Origin of the sequence: Dyella acidisoli, assembly GCF_030160295.1 — a bacterium.
Lineage (GTDB): Bacteria > Pseudomonadota > Gammaproteobacteria > Xanthomonadales > Rhodanobacteraceae > Dyella_B > Dyella_B acidisoli.
Genome location: NZ_BSOB01000046.1, coordinates 315,817 through 339,770, shown reverse-complemented (window position 1 = coordinate 339,770; position 23,954 = coordinate 315,817). Strand labels below are relative to the sequence as shown.

The window sequence follows — 23,954 nt, the reverse complement described above, 5'->3', positions numbered from 1 at the left end:
CTCAACGCAGTTGCAGCCATGTCAACCGCTGGCCCTTTTGTCCGCCGGGAGGATTGATCTGATTGACAGTGCCAACACCCGAAACAGTCTGGTTGACCAGATAAGGATGGCCATTCGCTGTCACCACCGATGGACTGCCCACTGCGCTCAGTGCGATGCCGCTAATGGAGCCGCTGATTACAGTGCCGGTGGTATCGGCAAAGAACGACTGGGCTGAGAAGCCGCCGCCCGTAGCCGGATTCAAAGCCATCGTCCAGCCGGCAGTTGTCACCACCGTGCAGCTCAGGGGTGAGTTGTTCGCCGGAATCGTGGTATTCACTATAAATGCACCTTCGGATTCAATCGGGCTGTAGATAACCTGTTCGGTCTGGTTACTGCCGCCTACCCAGGACACGCCGTTATAGGCGGGCAGGTTCAGATACCAACCGAACATGGTGCCGGCCGTGTTAACGAGGTTGCCGTTCGAATCGGTCGTTGCACAGGTCGAGCCTTGCATGCATACGGTGTTCTCGCTGACCGTGCGATAGCCCAGAATGGACGTGGAGCCGGTGGCTGTCGTGGTACTGGTTATGGTCTGTTGTTCCAAGGTGCTTTGAGTAATCGGCGCACTTGCAGTGGGCGTGCCGGTTCCGCCAACGGTTAAGCCGGCATAGCCCGTGCCTGCTGTGCCTGCTGCCCCCAGGTTCCAGTCCCAAATGCCATATAGCGTTTGAGGACCTGCCGAATAAATGGCGCTGGACGTCACGGATTGCGGTTCGATGGAGCCGGTGCCGAATTCCACCAATACGTAAGGCGTGTTGGAGCTTGAGCTTGGCTCTGTCGTTGCAACCACGACCAGCTGGGTGGTAATCGGCTGCGGACTGATAACCGTATAAGTGGTGGTGTTGCCGCTTGTCGTACTGGTGGTGCCGTATCCGTAGGTGGATTGTTGCGATGGCGCTACCGGTGACAGAACGGTGATCGTTGGCGACGACGTGGAAGTGGTCGTGGTGCCGCCGCTGGTTGTCGTGGTGGTGGTATACACCGTCTTGATCGGCGGCGTGGTGAACAACGGCGTGGGTGAGCTGTTGCCGTAGTTGGAAACTCCCCAACTGGAAGGGCTGCTGCTGGTCAGATCGAAACGCCAGATGTTGCCGTACGCGTCGCCTGCATAGACGTAATCGGTAATGTGATCGCCATCGAGATCGACGGCGGAAACATAGCCAATACCATTGGGATTGCTCGCACTGCCCACCCCGGTGTCCAGGAAATAGACGGTGGACGAGCTTTGGCTGCTGGCGCTGATGGCGCCGCTGCTATTAACCAACATGACATAGATGCCGGCATGGCCCGTGACGCTGTCGAAGCCGTTGCCGAAAATGATCGCCCAGCTTCCGTTGTGTAGACGCCTGATCTGCGGCGAGCCGACGGTCTGGCCTAGCGACTTGCCGCACGCGCTGCTGGTTGTATCGTTCTTACATACGAGCGTGGTAGCGACCGAGCTGCCTGTAACGGCCGTGCTCCACTCGCCAATAACGCTACCGGTGCCGAAGGTGGAGGTGCCAAGATCGGTGATGTCGAGCGCGAAGATGGCATTGCCGCCGACGCCCAATCCGCTTACCAGCCAAGTGTGCCAGGCATTGCCGTAGAACAGATCACCGGTGCCCGGCGTGGCATCCATGTAGAAGTTATGTGCGTAATTGACTGATGAGTAATCCAGCGTCGAGGTGGCAGCATTGTGGATCGTCGAGAGCACGGCGCCCGGGATGTAAGCAAGCACTTCCTTGCCGTCGTTCGCGGTGCCATCGGCGCAAAGGTTATCGATGCCATTAGCGTTGGCTGATGCGCATGCGTAAGTGCCGTCGGCGTTGTAGTAACCCGATTCGAAACCATGCATGAAGCCGTCATTCGCGCCCACGTAGACCACGTTCAAGCGCTTGGCTTCGTTGCTGGCGAACGTCCCATAAGTGGTGGTGCCCGTAGCGTTCTCAGCCATCGTTTGCGTGGGGTAAAGCAGATCTGACCACGTATTCGGATAAGGCGACAAAGGCGGTCCCACCCAAGTGGGGCTGGAATCGATGATGTCGCCCAGTACGCTGGTACGTGCGCGGAAATTGTCGTACGAGCCCGCGGCATTCTTCACCGACGACCCCGACTGGCTCACTTCGTTGGTGCGATCGCCGCCCAGATAGACAACGCGGTCCTGCGCCACCTGACTGGCGTTCGTGACGCCACTGTCATTAGAGCCCAGCCACTTTTGCTCGTTCGTGGTCAGGCGGCTCCAACTAAAGGGCGCCGCGCCCGCACTGCTGGCATTGTCGTTCGGGCCGCCAGTCCAGGTAACCATGTTGCGACTGCCAGAGCCCTGTGCAGTCAAGCTGGTTTGACCGGTTGCCGTACAGTTGCCACCGGTGAGAACACACGAAGCATCCCAGTTCGCAGAACTTGAAATCGATACCGTGCCGGTGGTTGCGTTGTAGACCAGATTTTGCGAGTCCAGCTCACCCCACCAATTGTTGGGATGGTAGTACGCCAAGTACACCTGCGTACCGGTTTGCACTTCGCCGGTCTGCTGTGTGTTGATGCCGGCCGAGCTGGCCGACACGTTCGCTGGCGTGGCTTGGAAGCAGGTGATCTCGTGAACGTTTTGGCTGCCGCCAGTGGAGCCGCCGAAGCCAAACAGGAAATTCGCCGGCATGGCGCCATTGGATGAAGAAATATCCTGTGCGGTCAGCACGGGCACGTAGTTGCCGCCGTTGTAGCTGTACCACAGGCTTAGCAGGCCCGTCTGAGTGATTTGCAGCTTGTACGCGATAGGTGTGGCGGTAGTGCGTGTCAATGCGCTTTCGTTTGCAATCGGCGTATTGCTGGGCAGATTGATGTATGCGTTGGGAATGGCGGGGTAGTCGGGGATGCTGGCTATGCCGCTATTGGTTGTCGTTGATGTTGTTGTGATTGCGACGGGGTAATAAGCGCCGCCAATTTGTACGAACGGGGTTCCAGTGCCGGTGTAGCCATCGTTGAGAGCTTGCGTACTCGGGCCTACCGTTGAACCCGCGGCCGTGTAGCTATAGGTTGTGGTCGTTACGGTCTGTGAAATATCGCAGACAGTCCCAGTTTTCGGATCGGTATAGGTACCTGGTGTCGGAGTCGACGTCACGCTCGATACCGATTGGTTTTGCTGATACAGCGGCGTTCCTGCCGGAAGTAGGGTCTGACTTCCAGTCAATGGGCCCGCCCCGCCCGTTGAAGTGGGTGCTGGCTGATCGCTATTGCAAGTTTTTTGGTCTTTGTTCTTGCCACTCGCGGCGGTATAGGCGTCAGTTGTGGTAACCAGGGTGGTGTAAGCGCTATTGGCCAGGTAGGAGTAGGTATACGTATAGGTGTTATAGGCATTGGTGTACTGGTAAGTGCCTCCATTCAAACAGGTGGCTTGCACATCCGCTTCGCTGGCCTGTGGGTTGTACGTCTGCAGTGTTGTGAGGTTGACGTTGCCCCAGCCACGCAAACCAATGCGTCCTGGCTGATACTGCACGCCATTGCCGCCGTTGCTGTTCGTTGCCTGCTGACCAGATGCTGTGTTGTCACCGTTATAGGTATAGCTGAGGTTGGTCACGGAACCGTTGAGATAGTTGCCGTACTCGTCCATGCCCAGGCCGATATATGCCCCCACCATCCCGTCGTAGGGGTTGTTGACATTCGAACAACTGTAACCAAGGCTGCCGCCGAATGCGCCAATTTGAGGGGCGTAAGTGGTCGTGCCATTGCTGCTGGTAGATGGGACCTTGGAGGCATCTAGCAGATAGAAGCCGATGCCATCCGCACCATCACCTGCACCACCACCACGGTTCCCGCTGTAGGTATAGGTGGTGAAGGTGACTTGGATACCCTGGCTCGATGAAAATGGTGTGCTCGAAATGATCGCGCCGTTCTGGCTGGGATAGCACGTACCGCTGGAGCCACCGGCGCAACCGTTGGTTAGGCGCAGTGCGCCACTGCCTGGAGCGTCGACGTTATTGGTCAGGCCGGCTTGGGTTTGGTTGCCGTAGTAGGCGAGCCCTTTACAAGCGGGAACGCTACCGGTGCCGTTGCCGGCGGTCAGGCAGGCACCATTGGAGTGAAGCCAATTCAGGCTGGCTGATGTGCCAGTAAAGTTGTCCTGCACGATGTTGGTGGAAGTTTGCGCATAGGCCGTAGGCAGCCATGCGGCGAGACCAATAAGCGCGAGCCAGCTCGCAAATATTCGAGTGGTTTTCATGTGATTCGACCCTGTATTTATGGTCCGCATGACAGGCATCTAGTGTTGGTCGACAACTCATACGTGCTCTGCACTACTGCTACAGCGCTGGGTGTGCTGCCGTAGCTCAGGGCGGTGACCTGATAGATTTGGCCGGCACCATTCGGTGCGCCACCCAGATATTGGAAGTAGTACTGCGGATTGGCGTAATACGTGTCGGTGCTGCTCGTCGTCGATACCGTGATGGCCGGTTGCATGCTGGTATACGCCTGATAAGCGGCCAGCGACATGACACCAGTTGCCGTGGTGGGGTTTGTGATGCTGTAGGAGTTCGAACAGATCGTAAGCGCAGTAAACACCGTGCCTGACGTACAACTGACCGATGAAGGCAGGCTCGCTGAGTTATGCACTAGCACGTATTCGGCGTACTGCAGCGTGCTTTGCGCGAGCTGGAAGGAGCGCCCTTTCTCCTTGGTGTTCGAAGCGACGTTTTCCTGAATGGTGAAGTTGTGGTACATGCTGACAGCTAGCACTGTCATCACGAGTAGCATCAGCAAACTCGCGATCAAGACGTAGCCACCTTCTTTGTGGAAGCTGATTTTAGGGTTGCTATGCATGAGACTTCTCTTGTGCATCATGGCGCGGCGATTACTGCGCCGTCTGCGTCAACGAAACGATTCGGGTAACTTGCGGTAACGTTGGTGAGTTGCTTTGGCCGGGTACGCCCGACTGGCCATACAACGGATTGGTAAACTTGAGCTGCAGATTGACCGATTGCACAGAGGCCCACAGCGTGCCGGCTGTCACCTGATCGGCAGTGAGGTATTCGCTGACGGAGCTGTCTTGCGTGGTGGAGACGCCGTAGTACACCACGAAGGACTGAACATTAGGCACGATCTTCTGTGCCGCCTGACCATTCACCGAGCAGGTAAGATTGTTGTTGCCATCTATCTGGAAGAGGTTGGTAACAAGTGTCTTGGCGGTGTCACTCTGACCCAAGCAGTCGAGCGTGTTGCCCTGGGTCGTATCAGCCATGAAGCGCACTTCCAGCGTATCGTTGCCCGTGGATGGGTGCGTGCCGTAAATCGTCTGCCCCGCTACGGTAAATGGAGAGAGCACGGTGAAAACGTTGCTCTGTGTATAGAGCGGAGTAGGTGGGCTGCCACCATAGTTAGCCGATACCGGGTAATAGCCGGCCGTTTGTATCGCGTTACCCAGGATGATCAGCGCCATGCGCTGGTTGTCCTGCACTTGCGCCAACTGGTTTTGCGTTTTGAAGGTCGTGCGAGTTTGAAACCACACGGTGAACAAGCCGGCGAGCAGGAAGCTGCCGATGAGCAATGCGATCATCAGCGAAATAAGACTGAGGCCGCGCTGGTTATGGCGATGCATAGTCATGGCTCAGATCTGGTTGACCAGCGTGTAGTTCATGGTTGTCGTAGTTGCCGCGTTGGCGGTGCCGCTGTTGAGGGCCGCTACCGACTTCTCTGTCCATTGGATCGCGATTTTGCAACCTACCGGGGCGCTTGCTGTGCAGGTAATGGTGGCGCTGGCGCCGGGGACTTGTTGCAACAACTGTGTGGCCCATTGCTGCACGTCGTAGCCCGCCATGTTGGCGGGCGAGCAAACGGTGTTGATGCAGCCTCCCGTCGGAGCGGCTGGTGTGTTGGTGCCATAGACGGGAGTAGTTGGGCTGCTGGTTGAACTGGTAATGGTGAAAGTCGGCGAGTTGTTCGCCCAGTAATCGGGGTTGGCGCTCATGGCCTCGGCTAGGCTGCGTGCTTGGATCGCCACCATTGATTCGAGTTGTGAACCGTGAGTACTGGATAGCGCTGAAGCCTGCATGGCAGCCAAGCCAATCAGTCCGATAGAGAGAATCACCAGCGCAACCATCACTTCTAGCAAAGTGAAGCCACGCATCCGTTGAGAGGCAAGATTGATCATGGGCAACTCGCCTGAGTATTGTTCTGTTCGGAATCCACGGTGATGGTGCCTGCTTCGGAGATGATCGCGCAGCGGCGCCAGGTGGTATTGTTGGTGGCATCGTGCAAAGTCAGCGTGCCGGTGTTGCCAAAATTGGCCGCGGTACCGAAGCTGTTTGTGCCACCCATGCGATTGAAGGCGATGTAAGTCAGCGTTCCTGGAGTCGCGGTAGACACCAGCGTATCGCTGCCACTGAAAGGGCCATGCACGCGCAATAGCGTGTCACCGTTGGCGTTGCCGAAGGTCTGATTGCCGGCGACATCGATGAAGACGATCCACCCGGTGTTCCACTCGGTGCTGTTGCTGCAGGAGGGGGCAGCGGCTGCAGGTGTGGCATTAGGGTTGGCCGACGGGCAGATGGTCACGGTCAAGCCCTGTTTGATGGCCGCAGAACGCGCCAATGCGATGTCGCTAGCCAGATCGTTGATCTCGCCAGCCATCCGGTTCTGGGTGGTGACAGCCTTATAAGAGGGAACGCCAAATACAAGGAGGACAGCGATGATGGCGACTACCACCATCAACTCAACCACCGTGAACCCTGCTGCCGGTCTGCGATGCGTGCGCATCGTGCTCATGGACCGCCCCCGTACCGCATTGGATAGCTGTATGTACCGGACGATGTCCGGCTCCCCATAGCTCCCCCGGCCTATTCAGCGGTCCATATTGCGGAATTTGTCGCAATGGGCCGAAGCAATAAGCTTCGAAACCATTATGTTGTAGGGGTTTACTGAATTGAACGACCGCTGGTCGGAGGAAAAGCGACGCTTATCGACGAAATGTTGGCGTGCCGTAAAAAAGACAGGGGCGGGGGCGTTAAGGAGTCAGCGTGACCGCATGAGATCTCACTTCTGACCACATCCTTAGCGGGTGTGTGATGCACGCCGGTAAGCCTTACTCGCGCGGCTTCGCCCATCATCACGCGCATGCACAACGGCCAGTGGGCGATCATCTTCGGCAACGGCCTGGGCAGCGGGACGAGTGCTGGCATCTATATCGGCTTGGTGAGCTGGAACGCGACCACGAGTACGCCAGCGGTGAGGTTCCAGCTCCTGGATACCGGGGTGGGTTCGTCCACCAGGGCCAGCGGCATCGCTTACGTCACCTCGGTGGATCTGGATGGTGACAACATTGCGGACTACCTCTACGCAGGCGACCTGCAGGGCAATGTCTGGCGCTTCGATGTGACCAGCAGTAGCGCCAGCAATTGGGCGGCATCCACCTTCGGCAACAGGACATCAACACCGCTGTTCGTAGCCAAGGATTCTTCCGGCAACCTGCAGCCGATCACCACAGCGATCGTCGCCGCCGCGATCCAGACCAATGGCGTGACCCGAGCCATGCTGTATTTCGGCACCGGCCAGAAAATCCCGCAGACGGCCACGTCGGGCGATACGCACAACACCACCGGCACTCAGACCTTCTATGGCATCTGGGATTGGGACGTGGCCAACTGGAACTCGTTATCCAGCGTTGACCGGGGTGAACATCGTGCGCCATTGGAACTAAAGCGGGCGCTAACTATCCGCCAATAGACTGGCTGCAGCATAAGTCCTTCGAGAAACAGATTAATTCTGCCAGCAAGTACCGGCTGCTGTAGTCGTGGGTGTCCAGCCCTTCTTGTTGGTATTGTCGACGGTGAGTGTTGCGCAGGCGGTATCTTTTGCCTGCGCGCCCACGGCGGTTGCAGTGATTACGTATGAGCTGGTGGAAGTACCAGCCGGCCCTGCTGCCGCAGCAAGGGTGTAGTAACTATTCTGTGAGGTCGTTGCAATCTGCGTGCAATTTACGCCGCTGGTATTGCCCGAGTTGCCGTTATAGGCATAGGAATAGTTGTACGTCTGCTGATAGCAGCGCTCCATGATGCCTTGGTCCTGCGACAAAGCAGAATAAGCATCCGTGCGCCGGCTGGTCTGGATGTACTTCGAGTATGAGGCGATTGCAATGGCACTCAATATCGCCACGATTGCCACAACGATCATCAATTCGATCATCGAGAATCCACGTGTCGATCGCGGACATGCCAGGCTTGGATTGCTACATGCCGAGGCGGCGCCGGGAAGGGATGACGTTTCGACCGTCATAGTGGGTGATTGGCCTGGTAGTTGTTGATGCATGATCGGTCTCACTTGATTTGCCACCAGCTGGCGCGGGTGCCTGGGCCGATTGGGGTATACGTAGTGCAAACATGCTGGTAACCGCAGCCTTGGTAATTGCCGGTCGAGCCTAGGCTGTTACCCAGGCTGATCGACGCCGAGGAGTAGCCATTATTGATGGCCACACCGGTTGCGTACGCACCACTCGAAGACTGGTAGGACGAACTGCTTGTAATAGTGCTGCTGTAACTCAGGGCTGGCCTGGAGAACGGGCCACCCGTGGCGTAGTTGACATACATCAGATAGGACAGCGGCAGACCGCATGATGTCGACGTCGAATAGGGCGGTATGTTGACCGTGAACAAGATGCCGCCATACAGCAGTTCCGAGTTGGTGAAGACACGCGGGGCGGGAGCACCGGTGGCGCTGGCCAGTGGCGACAGGTCGAAATACCAGCCTTCGACGGACGGGTAAGTAACGGCCGTACCCGAAGAGTTGTTGATCGTCTCCGATGCGTAGGTCAGGTTGACGGGATTATTCGTCGAATAAACAACCTGCGTCGTTGTGCCGGAGGAAGACGTATACGTTCCTGTCGAAAGCGTTTGTGCTTCCAGATTCGAGCGCGTATAGGGCAGCGTCGGTGGACTTGCATAGTTCGACAGATCGCTGCTGTTGTCCCACACACCGTAGAAGCTCTGGGTATTGGTACTGGTCAAATCGCTCGTTTGCAGAAACAAGCCAGTACCGAAATACACCATGGAACCAAGATAGGTCTGCCCGTTCAAGGAAGGGAAGTTCGGATTGGGCGCGACCGTCGGCGCGGAGGTGATCGGCTGTGCATTGCCCGAACCATCACGCGCTTGGAACAGCAACTTTACAGTCCAGCTCGAAGGCGTGCTATTGCTCATGTTGATGGCCCACACATTCCCCTGCAGATCGCCGGCATAGGCCATGTCTTGTGGAATGCCGGAAACACCGCTGGAATTGACCGCGGTAATGCTGGACAGGCCGTTTGCTGCACTGCTGCTACATGCAGTAGTGGGTACACCGGTTGCGGTGCAGAGGTTGATCTTTGCTAGCAGGGCGCCGGTGGATGCGTTCACTGCATAAAAGATCGGTTGGCCGCTTGGGCTGTTGTAGCCGTTGCCGAACAGCACAGCGAAGCCCTGCACGGTCGCTCCGCTAGTTGCGTCCGTGACTGTTACCGCATTGGAGCGAACGATGGTCGGCGAGCTGTAGCTGTAGCCCATGCCAGAGTCCGTGTATTCCCACTTCACGGCGCTCGCTACGTTGCTATCCGAAGAGAAGTTGGAAGGATTGGTCACGTCAATGGCATAGATGCTGTTGCCACCGGCGTTCTCGCCTCCCACTAGCAAGGTGTGCCAATTCCCATCGCTCAACATCACATCGTCCGCATAGGGAGTACCGTCTACAAAGAAGTGATGGTTGTAAAGATAGCTGGGGCTCGTAAGCAGAGGCAGGTTTGCGAACACGCCATAGGGAACGAACGCCATCTGTTCGCTGCCGGTGCTTGCGTTGAAGCCATGCAGCATGCCGTCATTGGCGCCTACATAAATCATGGGCGTGCGGCTGGCGTTATTGGTCACGAACGTTTGATATGAGGCATCAGGGAAATAGTCGCTAGGCGGACCGACGTAATAGGGTGCACTATCGATGATATCGCCCAGCACATGCTGTCGGGTGCGGAGCGTTCCACCATTGGACTGGTAATAGGTATTGCTGCCGCGCAACCAGCCGAGGCGCTGTTGCCCAAGGCTGTCAGTGGAGTTGAGGACGGTCTGCAGGTTGGTTGAAAGGCTCGTCCATTGGAAAGCGACACCGGCAGGCGTGACGGTGGTGCCGCCGGTGGGTACATGGTAGGGATCCCATGTCGCAATATATCGAGTGCTTTGGCTGTCGAGCAGGCTTTGCGCATCCCAGGTCGCAAGGGAGGTATCGATGGTTCCGCCAGACGCCGAGTAGGCATCCAGATCACCCGTCCACGCATCGGTAGTTGCGCTACCTGGATTGAAAGAGGCCTGGTAGAAAAGGGTGTTGGTCGAAAGCGAAGTCGAGTTGGCTGCAACCTCGCTGATGGAGTTGTTGCGCGAAGCGATGTCGTTCAAGATCGACGCCAAGTCGCTGACTAGCGCCTGTGGACTGGTGGCCGGAAGGTAGCCGTTTGTGCTCACGGATGACGTGCCGCCGGCAATAGCCATCGCCGCCAGTGCTTGAACCGCCGAACTGTTCGAACTGTTGCTGGGATCGGCACCGGCGCCCATGCCGACGACATAGGTGAGTATGCCGGCGTTGTTCAGTGCAGTGATCTGGTTGACCGTGTCGATCAAAGCCTGGTCGTTGACTTTGCCTGAGGGAGGTGTGTAATTGGTATTGAGCGAGCCGTTACTGTTGAAGGAAGCCGTCACTCCATATCCGGTGGCCGAGGCGCTCCCGAGCGGCGGCCAGAAATTGCCGCTCAAATCCTCAGTAGGCAAACCATCGGTAATCAGGATGACGTACTTATGTGGCTGCGTGCAGTCGTAAGAGGGGGCCGTTACGTTCTTCAAGGTGCTCAGCGCACTCTTCATCAGGCCCGCCAACGGTGATTGCCCGGCCAGCGCTTTGATTTCCTTCGTGCTGGTGCTGTTGGTTTCGGCATTCAATGCGCTCGTGAAATAACCAAGAGCCGTGCTTACGCTGGTGGTGGTCGGACTCTGACCGGCGCTGACGATGTTATTCCCGCTACTGTCTGTGGCAACGATCTGTCCGCTGCCGCCCGTTTGGGAGTCCGTTGCTCCGTAACCGAAACCGCGCATGGCATACATCACCTGCGGTGAAAACGGGATGTAACCTGCGTTCGTGGGAGAGGTGGTAGTGACGAAGTTGGGTGTTGAGTTGCTATACGATGTGGTGATACCTCCTTTTTCGTAATCCGATATACCGTAGTGCGTATACGGATTGGATGGGTTGGGACCACCGTATGAAATCGATACAGACGTCCTACCGGATGCATACAGCACGTCGTTGATGCTGGCATCGTCACTGGATGCGCCGATCAATAGGTATTGTTGGTTGACGTTCGACCAACTTCCGCTCGCAATGCTGCCGCAATCACTCTTTACCTGAGAGCTGGCGTTGGAGTAGTTGTAACAGGGATTCGCAATATAACGGTCGCCTGTTGGTGGCGACGTGTTCGTGCTCGAAAAGGTAAAGCCATTCGAGCTGTCGGACATGTAATACACCCAGGTCTGATAAAGCGATGGGCTGTTCTCGGCGTAATCCATCAAGCCGAAATCGGTACTGTAGAAATACTGATTAAGGATTTGGTAGATCGATTGCTTGGCCACATTCAAACGGCTGGCGCTGACGTCGTATTCCGTGTTGCTGCAGGTATAGGTATATGGATATGACGAGGTGGAAGAAACGGCCGGCGCCGAGCAGCTGCTTCCGCCAACGCCCAATTGTGATGGATTGAAGCCGCTGGGTATCGAGTAGTTCACGGGGGAGCTGGAGCTCTGCAGCGACGTATAGCTGCTGCTCAGCGCCCCCGACCCGGTCATGATGGCGCCTGACAAATCTCCGTCCATCGATTCTGAATTGCCGATCGCAATCAAAACCTGCGGATGCACCGGCTGGGTGACGATGATTGGCGTTTGAGAAATCGAAAGCTGGGGCGGCGTGGCGGCCCACACCGGAGCCGGTGCATTCAACATGCCGACTAGCAACACCGCGCCAGCAGTACTGCCAGTGCGACCGAACAGACGGGAGATGGAGCGCTTGAAGGTGCTCATGGAATATACCGATGCAGTTAGGCGAGTATTGGCAGCAGGTAGATCGTTTGCAGCATGACCTGGCCGTGATTGCTTGGCCCGGCAACCTGCACGGTAATACGGAAAACGTTGCACCTGCCCAGGACAGGCGAAGTGATCTGCGGCAACATCTCGATCATGTATTTACAGGACGATATCACCTGCGAAGAAAGTGAGCCGCATGCCGTTGTGTCGGATTGCGCAGTGCTCCATGCAGTCGTGCTATTCCAGGGGAGAGGAGTGCTCGAGCTGTAAGAAGATGGGGAGTAAAAGTAATACCCGTTGGCGTCCGCGACATAGGTAGACGTCGCGGATGAAATCGCGCCGGTGAACAGTCGGTTGGAAACCGTTCTCAGGGCCGTTTCGGCAGCCTGCAGGGTAATTTGCTGAACCTGCGTATTGGTGGCCATGCGTGTTTGCGAGCTGATCTGCTCCACGATCACGACCGAGGAGATGGTCATGACCAACAGCATGATTAGCACGACCGGCAGAACAATGCCTTTTTGTCGACGCTGACTGGGACGATGACGAGTATTCATAATAGCGTGGTGTTCCGCGTGTTGATCGTCATGGTGAAAACGTGGCGCATACGCGTGTCGGGCGCTACCTTGATAGTGCTATTTAACAGCGGGTATGACTGCGCAGAGGATGGCAGTGGCGCAGAGCCAGCTTCCCCTTCGACCAGGAAGCCCAGCTTGACCGATACGACACTCGCCCAGCTGCTGACCAGGCTGGCGTCAACATACTGTGTGGACTGCCCGTTACTGCCGACGCCATACAACACTTTCATCGCGGTAACGCCAGGCACCATGGCGGTGGGTGTCCATGCTGCGCCGGATAGGTTGCCGCCACTGGGAATGGTCATGATCGCCTCATACAACGTGCTCTGCCCGCCGTTGTCTTTACCTATGTAGAACATCGTCTGCTGCAGAGAAACCAGTTGCGCTCCCGTGATGTATTGAGGAGTGCCGTTCGGTCCCGCGGTATATGAAAGTTTGCCGCTGCCAGCAGAACTAGCCAGAAAGATCGTGCTGGATTTGCAGTCCGATACAGCTACGGGCCAAGGGCCACTGCCGGTCAACTCTGAGGTATCGTTCACGGCAAAGGGGCTGCCGACCACGCCGCCGGGTAACCCCGCGGCGTACACATTGGGCGTAGCGCCCAACAGCACGACGATATCGCTACCTTGCTCAGCACCACCCATGTTTACGATGGAACTATCCAGAGCTGGACTCCAGTCGCTTGTAGCGGTGACGTTGGCTGCGTTATCGGTAAACGAAAAACTGCTGGAAATGGTGCCGGTGTAACCCTGCACGGCACTGCTGGTGTTGAACGTTAACGACGATGGCGCTGTGCCGAGATTATTCAGGGTATTCGCGTTGAGTACGCCGCAGCCGAGAAATCCTGCGCTGCGTGCAACGGGCGTGATGGTCGCTGAGATCGCGTTGTCTGCGTCCTGCATCAGCGACTGCGATGAGGAATTGTTGTAGACCTGACTTTCGGCAAGAAAAATCACCAGCAAGCCGGCTGTAACGATCAAGCCAAGGCCCATCGCAATCATGAGTTCGAGTAGGCCAAAGCCCGCCATGCGATAACTTGGAGTGCCGTATCTCATAGTGCACTGACAACCGTGTAGGTCTGGGTGGTGTTGGATGCCGTTGCTCCCTGTGGCGTAAAGGCACTGCTGCCGGCCTGATCGCTCCATGTCACCGACACCGTAACGGTATAAGTGTTGGTGCTACCTGCCGCGATGGTTACGGAGCCCACACCTTGCGGTAGGTTCGTACTGACATTCGTTTCCCATTGCCATACGTCGTATGCCGCCATTTGGGTTCCGGTGCACGTGGAAGTGGAGCAATTGGGCGATGGCGCGCTGCTCGGCACAGATGAAGTGGTATACGAACCCCCGGCTACGGCCGCAACAGTATGATTGGCGCGCATGCGATCCAGAATGTCATAGGCATCCTGCACAGCCTGCTGGCGAACGTAGCTGGATGTCGCGCTGCGATTGGCAGTAAAGAGTGTTGCAGCAATGCCAAGCATGCCGAACGAAACGATGAGCACGGAAACGAGCACCTCCATCATCGTAAAGCCGCGTTGCTTGCGTATCGTCTTCATGGATGCACCTAGCATGAAGTGATGGTTGCTCCAGACGGTGTTTTGCCGGGAGTGGAGGAAGATTGGATAAATCCGGCGGCGTTGATGACCACTCCACGCGCCAGGCTCGTACCACGAGAATCGCAAACGGTGATCACTTCGGACGAGCCAGTGGCCATGGTGACGGTGCCATTGCCTTTAAATTGAAAATACACGTTGCCGCCCACGGCCTTGACGTCGGGAATCGTGTTTGAGGATGTGAGCGAATGCGTGGCGAGCACCTGCGCTGTAGTGGAGCCCTGCGGTATAGCAATAAGTTGCCAGCCGGTTGCCCAGCTACCGCCGCTAGCGCATGCGCCGCCTACGGTGCCGACACCACCTGTGCCAGCGCATAAAAATGTGGACTGGTCCAGATCGATGGCCTGCGTGCGCGCATAGTTAAGCGACGCTACCAGTCCATCGACGGCGCTGTCGCGCCGGCTGTTGAGGACGAACGCACGCAAGTTGGGTATGGCGATGGCGAGGAGAATGATGGCCACCGAAAGGGTGATCATCAACTCCAGCACGGTGAACCCTTTGCTGCATCGGCGCGGTTGCTGCACCCGATTCATCGACTTCCCCCTGATGTGTTCCAGCCGATGATTGCGCTGGACTTTGTTACGGATCGTTTTGGTTACGCAAAGGTGCAGCGACGCTAGAGCACCTGGCGACTGTGATTACCTGAAACTTGCAATTTTCCCCAGCCAACCGCCGCCTATGCGACAAGTGGCGTCGCATCAATAAATGTCTGGCGGTCGGATAATTCTAATGTACGTAAAGACTGACACTCGCGGCCGTTGGTCGGATAAAACCTGCCGCTTGTCAGTTGAAGCGTGAAAGGCATCAACAAATGTGGCGCGGGCCTCATGACTGCTGAGGGCACCTGCATAAGTGACAGAAATGGGTCGTGTGAAACACGAGGGCGGTAACAACGTTGACTTGGTAGCCCTTCTTCCACGCATGAAAGAAGGGCGGTCAAGGAAGGATGCGTCAAGAGTTGGCGTCTGCCTGGCAGGTCTGGCTCATTGTGCCGCTGTAGGAACCCGTCCAATTGGAGCCGCCACCGCCGCGGGCACCACCAATCACGTAAGGCTTGTAGGTCTCAGGTGTACCGGCGTGATCGGAGTTCTGATACGAGCTGGCTTTTGTGTCATCGGTAGGTTTGACGTCCAGCAGAGCGTAGTTACTGCTGAAGTTGGTGTAGACCGCTGCGGCCCACTGCCAATTGATCGTCACGCCGGCGGTATCTGAACTGATCTGGCCGTCCCAGGTCACCGGTTTGATGCCACCGGGCAGGCTGTTCGCCAGTGTCAGTGCTACGGCATCGAGGAAGGTATTGCCGGCCGTGCCATAGGGTGTATCGGTAACCCATGTATTGGTATTGGCGTCGAAGCTCGTGGTAGCGGTCGTAGCGTTGGGATCAAAGGTCACCTGTGCATTCGGCACGGCTACGGTGTAGGTGTTGCCGCTATTGTCTTGGAAAGTGACAGTGGCGTTCGTCACATAGATGTTCACCGCATGCGAAGTGCTGGGCGCGTTCTGCAGCTTCATCACGCTGTTGAACCAGATCGTGTTCTCGGCGGCGATTGGCGTGCCGTTGAAGTTGGAGATGACGGTACTGGAGAACGAACAAGCGGTCGGCGGCGGGGTTGTGGTTGGCGGTGGTGCGACTGCGCTGGCGGTGACAGTTGTTGTGGCACCGAGTGACGTTAAAGCGACGATCAGTGCGCTTGCAAGAAGCTTGCTTGGCTGGATGGATGACATGAGCAATACCCCTGTTTCGATGGATACGAAAAAGACGGAACCGCGCTTCATGGTTCCGGCGGCGGTATCTCAACCGAGATGGGCTATTGGGACAACTCTTTGGGACAGCATGCGGCAGCGAACCTTTTGCAGCGTGACTTAGTTCAAGTGTGTATTGTGTTTTGGTTGGCCTTTGCTCCATGGCGCATGCTCGATTGGGGAAATCTGTGGTCGCCTTCAGCCCGCGGGTGGCTCTGCTCCAGTTTTGAAGTGTCCGAAATTCCGAGCAACGTCAATCAGGCGCCGCGTTTCGGCGCCTCTGGCTTACAAGCCTGACCACATTCTCAACAGGTTGTGATAACAGCCGGCAAGCCGTATGCGCGCGGCTTCATCGGCATTCGTCGCAGTGAGTCGTTGGATAGCGTTATCAAGATCAAACAACATGGTGCGCTGACCATCGTCGCGCACCATGCTTTGTACCCAGAAGAAACAAGCTAATCGTGCTCCGCGTGTAACAGGGTTAACGCGATGCAGACTGCTGGCGGGATAGAGAATCATGTCGCCGGCAGGGAGTTTCACGGTTTGGGTGCCGTAGGTGTCTTCGATCAGTAGTTCGCCGCCGTCGTAGCTTTCGGGTGGTGCGAGGAAGAGTGTGGCGGAGAGGTCGGTGCGGATTTTATCGCCGGTGCCGGGTAGCAGGCGGATGGAGCCGTCGACGTGGTTGCCGAAGTGCATGCCGCTTTCATAGCGGTTGAACATGGGTGGGTAGATGCGGTTGGGCAGGGCGGCGCTGATGAAGAGTGGGTTGCGTTCCAGCGCGGCGAGCACGACGTGACCGAGTTCGATTGCCAGCGGCGAGCCCTCGGCGATTTGCTGGTTTTGTTTGACGTGGATGCCTTGATGGCCTGCGGTGACGCGGCCGTCTACCCAAGGGGCGTCTGTCGCATCGAGGCGTTTACGGAAGTGTGCGAGTTGGTCGGTGGTAAGCAGGTTGGGGATATGGGTAAGCATGGTGAAAGAGCCTTCGCGATGTGGCGGTTATGGCGAGTGTGGCCCCTCACCCCAACCCTCTCCCCGCAGGGGAGAGGGAGTAGTCAGAACTTATACGTAAACGTCGCCAACGCCGTACGCCCAATCCCCGGCACGGCACGCCCGCCATCCGATGGAATCACCGCATCGAAATAGCGCTTGTTGGCAAGGTTCAACAGGTTGAGCCGGATGTCGTAGCTGGGTTGATGGTAGGCCACCATTGCATCCCAGCGCGTATAGCCGCCCACGCTCGTTTTGTCGGTATTCGCTGCATAGCGCTGCGACATATAGGTGGGACCGCCGCCGGCCTCCCAATGTTCGGCAAAGGTATACGTGCTCCACGTGGAGAGGGTGTGGCGTGGCGTGTTGGCGGGTACGTTGCCTTGCGTGCCATCACTCGCTTTCACGATCTTGCCGTCCATGTAGCTGTAGCCGGAGAAGATTTGCCAGTGCTTGGTGATGTGCCCCACCGCGCCAAGCTCGGCACCGCGTACGCGGATGTTGCCGTCCAGCGTGTATTCGCCGGATGAGGTTTGCGTGCGTGCGTTGGTTTGTTCCAGGCGATACAGTGCCGCGTTGATCGCCAACATGTCGTCCAGCAGGTTCCATTTGCTACCGATTTCGTAGGATCGATTTTTCGACGGAGCGAGGTTCTGTGTGCCGTTGGTGAGCGTGAGCTGCTCAAGCACCGGATTGAACGAGGTGCCGTACGACACGTAGTACGACTGTTTTTCACTCGGCTGGTAGATCACGCCACCGCGCACGCTGGTGAAGGACGCCGTTTGTTGTGCATACGCCGGCGCTGAGATGGTGTTACTGATGTGTGCATCGAAGCGATCGCGCCGCACACCGGCAACAACCATCCATTGATCGTTGAACTTGATGGAGTCGTTGGCGTAGATGGCTGCCGTCTTGCCGACCGATTGCGCATAGTTGCCCACGGTGGTTTGCACGTTGGCGGGCGTTGCTTCGTATACAGGATCGAGTAATGAAATAAGCGGTAGGCCGTTACGCGTGTATGTCTGGTTATTGTAGGTTTCTCGCGCCAGTTCTACGCCAGTGATCAGCGTATGCTGCCAGCTTCCCGTGTCGAACTTGGTGACCAGGTCGGTCTGGCTGTCCAGCAGTTTGTCGTGGATGACGCGATCGTGGCTGGCGAGCTGCGCGTACAGATCCTGCAGCGGGAGGTTGGTGGGGTTGCCCAGTGTTCGATTGAGTGTCACGCCAGTCGAGGTCACGATGGAGTTGGCCGCGGTTTCGCGTGCATCGGTTCGGTATTGGCTGTACTGCAGTTGCGTGCGCAAATTGACGTTGTCCGAGAACGTGTGCTCCAGGCGCGCATTGAATGCGTTGACGCTTTGGATGGTGCGGTCATCGGTAAGGCCGTACCAGTTTTTCTCATTCACATGCGCGGGGCGACCGTTGATCGGTGGCAGGCCGTAATCGGGCATGTCGTGATTGCGTTGAAGCAAGGCCGACAACGTGATCTGCGTTGGCGTGCCGATGCCGAAGCGCAGTGACGGCGCAAGGCCTGCATCGCGGTTGTTCAACACGTCTCGTGTGGAATGCATGTCCTGGCCGTAGATATTCAATCGTGCGGCGGAGGTATCGGACAGTGGCTGGTTGATGTCGCCTGTCAGGCGATAGCGATCGCTAGTACCCACTGTGGCACTCACGGTGCCGAACGATTTCAGTTCCGGCTCTTTGGTCACCTGGTTGATCACGCCGCCAGTCGAGCCGCGGCCGAACAGCATGGAGGAGGGGCCCTTCAGCACTTCGACCGCGTCAAGATCGAATACGTCGCGATAGTACTGACCAGGATCGCGGAAGCCATCCAGGTAGATATCCGTGCGTGCGGTGAAGCCGCGCAGGTTGATGTTGTTGCCGATCTGTCCACCTTCTGCCGCGCCGATGGTGATGCCGGGTACGTTGCGCAGGGCATCCTGCAAGGAGGTGGCGCCTTGCGCGTCGAGCAGATCGCGGTTCACCACCACGACGGTCTGCGGAATGTCGCGCAGCGAGGTCGGTACTTTTGCACCGACGGTGGACGTGTCGGCGGTGTAGTCGTTGCCGAGCACGCTGCCGGTGACGTGGACTGAGGTGAGCGTTTTCGGTTTGGTCTGCGCGTCGGAGCTGTCGCTGGGAGGGGAGACGCCTTGTGCATTTGCGGCGGCTGGCAGAGTCAGGGCAAGGAGCAGGGCGGTTTGCAGGGACGAAGCACGGAATGGGGTAGGCATGGGCAACGATGTCGGCAAGTGGAAGGGCCAGAATTTGGGATGGCTGGCTGCCTGAGCCCGACGCAGTGATCTGCGGTCAGCTCAATCCTGCTTGCTGCCCCTGAAACGTTCTTTACGAATGAGAACGGTTCTTATTCTTACATGTTGCGACATCGTTGTGAAGCGATTCGTAGCGTGGGAGGCCAATCCCAGCTTTCTCGCTGGGTCATGGACGTGGATCAGCATCCCGAGTTTGAGGGCGGCGAGAAACGTAGGTGCCTTGCGTCTAGCGATTGCAAGGCAAAGTCGCAGGGCCCCGGCCTTCGCCGGGACGACGCTGAGGTTTCTTCAAAAGTTTCGGTGAAGGTAGGCGCAGTGATTTCCTTACTGCGTCAACTGCACCCAATCCGGATGATGGATCCAGAAATCCTCGCGCGAGCGAAGCCAGCCCGATGCCTGCTGATAGGTCAGCCACGCATTGATCACATCGAGCAAATCACCGTCGTTGCGGCGTACGGCGAATCCGTGTGCGGTTCTGCCATAGGTTTGTACTTCAAGCGTGCGTAGCTGATCCGGATAGGTTTTTGCCAACGCGGTGGGTACCGGTTCTTCGGCCATGAATCCATCGAGTTTGCCGGCGCGCACATCCTTGATGGCTTGGATTTCGTCGTGGATCTCGACCACTTTGCTTTGTCCAAAGTATTCCTTGGTAGTCGCCGCGGTCACTGTGCCGGACAACACGCCGATGGTGTGCGAGCTGCCGCTTTGCAGTTTGGTTGCATCATCCATGCCGATGGTTTGTCGATTCACCACCATGCCGAGTGCGTAGTCGCCGTACGGACGGCTGAATTTCAGCAGGAGCGCACGTTGCGGCGTAATGCTCAGGCCGGAAGCCAGCATGTCGAAATGGTGTGCGCGCAAATCCTCGATACTGTTTTGCCACGATGCGGGAACGAGATCGAGCTTCCATCCCATGTCCTGTGCAAGTTGCCGGAGCAGGTCAATTTCCAGGCCGCTCCACTGGCCGTTGCTATCGCGAAAGACCCAGGGTGCGTTGACGGCTACACCGACTTTCAAAACACCGTTCTTTTGAATAACAGCCAGGCTGCCTTCCGATGAGCTGGTCGAATCGTTCGTGGTCGAAGCCAGGGCTGCATTGGGGATTTGGAAAAGACCTGCAACAACAATCAGCAACATCAACCGCCGTACTACACCGAGTGAGTTCATGACGTCCTCGCAATGGTGGCTTGGGATGATGACCAAATAGTGGCTTGATAATTGAGCGGTAAGCGATGGAACGCAAGCATGATGCGTCACGCTTTGTCGTGTGTTTGCTGCGTGATGATGCCTTCACATGAATCGTAGGTTGGGTTAGCGCAGTTAAAACGCGAGGTTGAAAAAAAGCCCCGCACTCGCGTACGGGGCTTTCGGTTTCGATCCCAGGGATCGTGCGGCTTACCAGATCTTGACCTGCTTGTCGCCATCGCGAACCATCGCATCGCCAGTCTTGCACTGGAACGCTTGGGCGAAGGCCGTCATGTTCGACGGCGCACCAATGGCGCGCAGCGAAGCGGGGGCATGCGGATCGATGTTGAGATACAGCTCTGCCTGCTTTTCACGCGTATTGTTGCGCCACACGCGTGCCCAGCTCAGGAAGTAGCGCTGATCCTGTGTGTAGCCGTCGATCTTCTGCTGCGACTCGGTGGCGTTCTTCTTCAGCGCTTCCTGCAGCGCGTCGTAGGCCACGTTCAGGCCACCGAGGTCGGCGATGTTTTCGCCCAGCGTCAGCTGGCCGTTCACGTGCAGATCCGGCTTGTCCTTGAGCGGTGCATAGCCGCTGAACTGGTCGACCAGTTTGCCCGTGCGGGCCTTGAACTGCGACTTGTCCTGCGCCGTCCACCAGTCGGCCTTGTTGCCGTCGCCGTCGAACTGCGCGCCCTGGTCGTCGAAACCATGGCTGGCTTCGTGGCCGATCACTGCACCGATGCCGCCGTAGTTGATCGCGTCGTCGCCGTTGGCATAGAAGAACGGCGGCTGCAGGATCGCGGCCGGGAAGTTGATCGTGTTGGTGCTGGGATCGTAGTACGCGTTCACCGTTTGCGGCGTCATGCCCCATTCGGTGCGATCGGTGGGCTTGCCGATGTGGCCGATGTCCCACTGATAGTTGAACTTGGCGGCAGCTTGCAGGCTGTCGTAGTAGTCGCCCTGCTTGATGTCCAGGCCATCCCAGCTACGCCAGTGGTCCGGATAGCCGATCTTGGGCAGGAACTTTTCCCATTTCTCCACCGCCTTCTGCTTGGTGGTGTCGCTCATCCAATCCAGATGCTGGATGCGATCCTTCAGCGCCCCGCGCACGTTGGTCACCAATTCCTGTGCGCGCTGTTTGGCTTCCGGCGTGAATTCCTTGGCCACATACAGCTGACCCAGTGCTTCGCCCATCGAACCGTTCACGGCGCCGAGCACGCGCTTCCACAGCGGCTTCTGCTCCGGCTGGCCGGAAAGCGTCTTGCCGTAGAAATCGAAGCGGTTGTCCTGGAAGGCCGTGCTCAGATAGGGCGAAGCGCTGCTGATGGCATGGAAGCGCAGGTAAGACTGCCATTGTGAGATCGGCGCGGTGGCCAGCAGCTTGTCGAACTCGGCGAAGAACTTCGGCTGCGACAGCGAGAAGCCCTTGTCGATGGTCACGCCTTGGGCTTTGAAGAAGTCGTCCCACTTGAAGTGCGGGGTGATCTTGTCCGCATCGGCCACGCTCACGAAGTGATATTGGTTGTCCAGGTCGCGCATTTCCGTGGGCGAGAGCGAGGCCTGCGCCAGCTTGGTCTCGAACGCCAGCACCTCATCGGCCTGCTTCTTGGCATCGGCCTCGGAAACGCCGGTCAGTTCCAGCGACTTGGCAATGTAGCCCTTGTAGGCTTCGCGGATATCGGCGTACTTCTTGTCGGAATAGTAGTCGCGCGTGGGCAGACCGAGGCCCGATTGGTTGGCAAAGCCGATCTGGATCTTGGCATCCTTGAAGTCGGCGCCGGAGCCGAAGTCGAACACCTGGCTGTCGCCGTCGGCGAAGCGGTCGGTGATGTACTTGGCAACGTCGGTCGGCGTCTTCAGTGCGGCGATCTGATCGAGCTGCGGCTTGATCGGGTCGTAACCGAGCTTGTTGATCGTGTCCTGGTCCATGCCGGCCTGGTACAGGGAGCCGATCTTCTGCTCGATCGAGCCTGGCTTGGCCTGCGCGACATTCTTGGCGGCGGCTTCGACGATGTCGTGCTGGGTGTTGAGGCTCTGCTCGGCCAGCGCGTCGAACGCGCCCCAACGGGTGCGGTCCTGCGGAATCGGGTTGGCGCCGATCCATTTGGCATTTACGAAGCCGTTGAAGTCCTGGCAGGCATTAATGCCGCTATCCAGCTCAGCGACGTCGAAGACGTTGACGGGCTTGGCGACGCTGGCGGCTGTGGATGCCGGGGCCGGCGCAGTGGAGGCCGGTGCTGGCGCGGGCGCTTGTTCCTGTTTGCCGCACGCGGCCAGGGCAAAGGTGACGCTCGCGGCGAGCAGCAGCGGCTTCAAATGCTTGTAGGTCATGAATATCCCTCTGAAAGATGTCGATGAATTGCCCGCAGGCGTTCCCATTCATGCTGGCCGGTCACGGGCGTGGTGATTTCGCAGCCATGACCTTCCACGCTAGGCCGTAAGTCATGGTGGGCAAAGTGTCAAAGGTCAGGGGTGGGGTAGGGCTCGGGTTTTGCCGTTTGTGCGGCAATGCCGCGATTGCAGGTTGGGGTGCAAACCCCAACACGGAGATACCCATGCATCGCCATGTTGGGGTTTGCACCCCAACCTGCGACAAGCAAGGCAAGCCTGAGATTTTTCGCGGTGTTACGGGCACTTAACTGCAACTTCGATAGAGTTGCCGATGGTCAGCGACATGAGTGCAGCTCAAGGGAAAGCAGTCTCACACCGCTCTCGCTTATGGGCGCTGATCCCTGCAGATCGCCGTGGTAACGAGGGGACCTGAGCGCATCGAACGTTTCTCAGCCTCAGGCTTTCATGGGCGCCTGTCTGGCGTCTCTTACGAGAGCGATCGCGGTTTGTTGGCGTTGCGCCCTTGAGCAAGCAACGCGCGCGTCACGCAAGATTCAAAACGCTGCACCATCTTCAAATGCAATGCCTGCGGCCGTTCGTGCTGCGAACGGCCATCCCATCACGATTCCCAGTGAATCAGTAAGGAGACTGGCCATGCTTAATAATGAAGAGCAGTTGATAGCCCCTTATCTTGTACTTCTCCTCGGGCGGTTGACCGGGTGGAACTATCCGCACGGTGATGGCGGCGATCCGGTTTATCTCACCGGCGAACAGAAGGCCGCCCTGGCCGTTGAGGGCATCAATCTTTTGAGCTCCTACCTGCCCGCGGATGCCGCCAGACAAGTTACTTCTGCGATCGAGCGGCTGCCTCGTCCGGAGCACATAAAGCGGAACCATGCCGATCACGAAGCGGCTCTCATGCGCATTGGCGCGCTCGGAGGCGTGTTGCATGTTACGCACAGCTCGGGTTCGCCTCCCGGCTGCTGCGTTATGGAGAACGGGCATCTGGTTTGTGTGAACTGATGTGCGCCACCTCATCAATGCCTGATTGCTTAGCTTGTTGGAATTTGCACCCTCCTCTGCTTGCAGGGGAGGGTCGCGGTGAGTGCTCGCGTAAGGTATTCCCTTAAGTTGGGGTGCAAACCCCAACGCA

Annotated in this window: 18 protein-coding genes; 2 read left to right on the top strand and 16 right to left on the bottom strand. The window is 57.5% G+C overall.

Going from position 1 to position 23,954, the window contains the following annotated elements:
- Position 1: 1 nt before the first annotated feature.
- Genes QQJ86_RS17875 through QQJ86_RS17855 form a run of 5 tightly spaced genes read right to left on the bottom strand, consistent with a single transcriptional unit; the run spans position 2 to position 6,774 of the window.
- Positions 2-4,237: a pilus assembly protein gene (locus QQJ86_RS17875; RefSeq protein WP_284322327.1), complete on the bottom strand. Its 4,236-nt coding sequence runs from the start codon at positions 4,235-4,237 to the stop codon at positions 2-4.
- A gap of 17 nt (positions 4,238-4,254) precedes the next feature.
- Positions 4,255-4,833 carry a pilus assembly PilX family protein gene (locus tag QQJ86_RS17870; protein ID WP_284322326.1) on the bottom strand — a complete coding sequence of 193 codons (579 nt, stop codon included), beginning with the start codon at positions 4,831-4,833 and terminating at the stop codon, positions 4,255-4,257.
- Between the two features lie 31 nt (positions 4,834-4,864).
- Positions 4,865-5,614, bottom strand: coding sequence for a PilW family protein (locus QQJ86_RS17865; protein WP_284322325.1), 750 nt, complete (start codon positions 5,612-5,614; stop codon positions 4,865-4,867).
- 3 nt (positions 5,615-5,617) lie between these two features.
- Entirely contained in the window at positions 5,618-6,160 is a 543-nt protein-coding gene (gene pilV, locus QQJ86_RS17860; RefSeq protein WP_284322324.1) for a type IV pilus modification protein PilV, read from the bottom strand.
- Positions 6,157-6,774, bottom strand: coding sequence for a GspH/FimT family pseudopilin (locus tag QQJ86_RS17855; RefSeq protein WP_284322323.1), 618 nt, complete (start codon positions 6,772-6,774; stop codon positions 6,157-6,159). Before QQJ86_RS17855 ends, pilV (QQJ86_RS17860) begins: the two co-directional genes overlap by 4 nt.
- Positions 6,775-7,110: 336 nt before the next feature.
- Here QQJ86_RS17855 and QQJ86_RS17850 point away from each other — a divergent pair, with 336 nt between their 5' ends.
- A complete protein-coding gene (locus tag QQJ86_RS17850; RefSeq protein WP_345782831.1) occupies positions 7,111-7,731 on the top strand; it encodes a PilC/PilY family type IV pilus protein in 621 nt (206 codons plus the stop codon).
- Positions 7,732-7,764: 33 nt separating this feature from the next.
- Here QQJ86_RS17850 and QQJ86_RS17845 read toward each other — a convergent pair whose 3' ends face one another.
- The 11 genes from QQJ86_RS17845 to QQJ86_RS17795 all read right to left on the bottom strand — a co-directional run bounded on the left by QQJ86_RS17845 (position 7,765) and on the right by QQJ86_RS17795 (position 22,801).
- The gene (locus QQJ86_RS17845; RefSeq protein WP_423372820.1) at positions 7,765-8,190 is read right to left on the bottom strand and encodes a type IV pilin protein; all 426 of its coding nucleotides are present in this window, start codon (positions 8,188-8,190) and stop codon (positions 7,765-7,767) included.
- Positions 8,191-8,321: 131 nt separating this feature from the next.
- Complete coding sequence (locus tag QQJ86_RS17840) at positions 8,322-12,083, bottom strand: pilus assembly protein (protein ID WP_284322322.1); 3,762 nt, start codon at positions 12,081-12,083, stop codon at positions 8,322-8,324.
- Positions 12,084-12,100: 17 nt separating this feature from the next.
- The gene (locus QQJ86_RS17835) at positions 12,101-12,640 is read right to left on the bottom strand and encodes a pilus assembly PilX family protein (protein ID WP_284322321.1); all 540 of its coding nucleotides are present in this window, start codon (positions 12,638-12,640) and stop codon (positions 12,101-12,103) included.
- Positions 12,637-13,716, bottom strand: coding sequence for a PilW family protein (locus QQJ86_RS17830; protein WP_284322320.1), 1,080 nt, complete (start codon positions 13,714-13,716; stop codon positions 12,637-12,639). Before QQJ86_RS17830 ends, QQJ86_RS17835 begins: the two co-directional genes overlap by 4 nt.
- Positions 13,713-14,219, bottom strand: a complete 507-nt coding sequence (gene pilV, locus QQJ86_RS17825) for a type IV pilus modification protein PilV (RefSeq protein ID WP_284322319.1) — start codon at positions 14,217-14,219, stop codon at positions 13,713-13,715. The genes QQJ86_RS17830 and pilV (QQJ86_RS17825) overlap by 4 nt, the downstream gene beginning before the upstream one ends.
- Before the next feature lie 8 nt (positions 14,220-14,227).
- Positions 14,228-14,809: a GspH/FimT family pseudopilin gene (locus QQJ86_RS17820; RefSeq protein ID WP_284322318.1), complete on the bottom strand. Its 582-nt coding sequence runs from the start codon at positions 14,807-14,809 to the stop codon at positions 14,228-14,230.
- A 418-nt stretch (positions 14,810-15,227) separates the two neighbouring features.
- Positions 15,228-16,001, bottom strand: coding sequence for a hypothetical protein (locus QQJ86_RS17815; protein WP_284322317.1), 774 nt, complete (start codon positions 15,999-16,001; stop codon positions 15,228-15,230).
- Positions 16,002-16,304: 303 nt separating this feature from the next.
- Positions 16,305-16,991, bottom strand: coding sequence for a Fe2+-dependent dioxygenase (locus QQJ86_RS17810; RefSeq protein WP_284322316.1), 687 nt, complete (start codon positions 16,989-16,991; stop codon positions 16,305-16,307).
- An 83-nt stretch (positions 16,992-17,074) separates the two neighbouring features.
- A complete protein-coding gene (locus QQJ86_RS17805; RefSeq protein ID WP_284322315.1) occupies positions 17,075-19,246 on the bottom strand; it encodes a TonB-dependent receptor in 2,172 nt (723 codons plus the stop codon).
- A 363-nt stretch (positions 19,247-19,609) separates the two neighbouring features.
- Positions 19,610-20,452 carry a substrate-binding periplasmic protein gene (locus tag QQJ86_RS17800; RefSeq protein ID WP_284322314.1) on the bottom strand — a complete coding sequence of 281 codons (843 nt, stop codon included), beginning with the start codon at positions 20,450-20,452 and terminating at the stop codon, positions 19,610-19,612.
- A 228-nt stretch (positions 20,453-20,680) separates the two neighbouring features.
- The gene (locus QQJ86_RS17795) at positions 20,681-22,801 is read right to left on the bottom strand and encodes a M13 family metallopeptidase (RefSeq protein ID WP_284322313.1); all 2,121 of its coding nucleotides are present in this window, start codon (positions 22,799-22,801) and stop codon (positions 20,681-20,683) included.
- A gap of 654 nt (positions 22,802-23,455) precedes the next feature.
- Here QQJ86_RS17795 and QQJ86_RS17790 point away from each other — a divergent pair.
- The gene (locus QQJ86_RS17790) at positions 23,456-23,824 is read left to right on the top strand and encodes a hypothetical protein (protein ID WP_284322312.1); all 369 of its coding nucleotides are present in this window, start codon (positions 23,456-23,458) and stop codon (positions 23,822-23,824) included.
- Positions 23,825-23,954 lie beyond the last annotated feature (130 nt).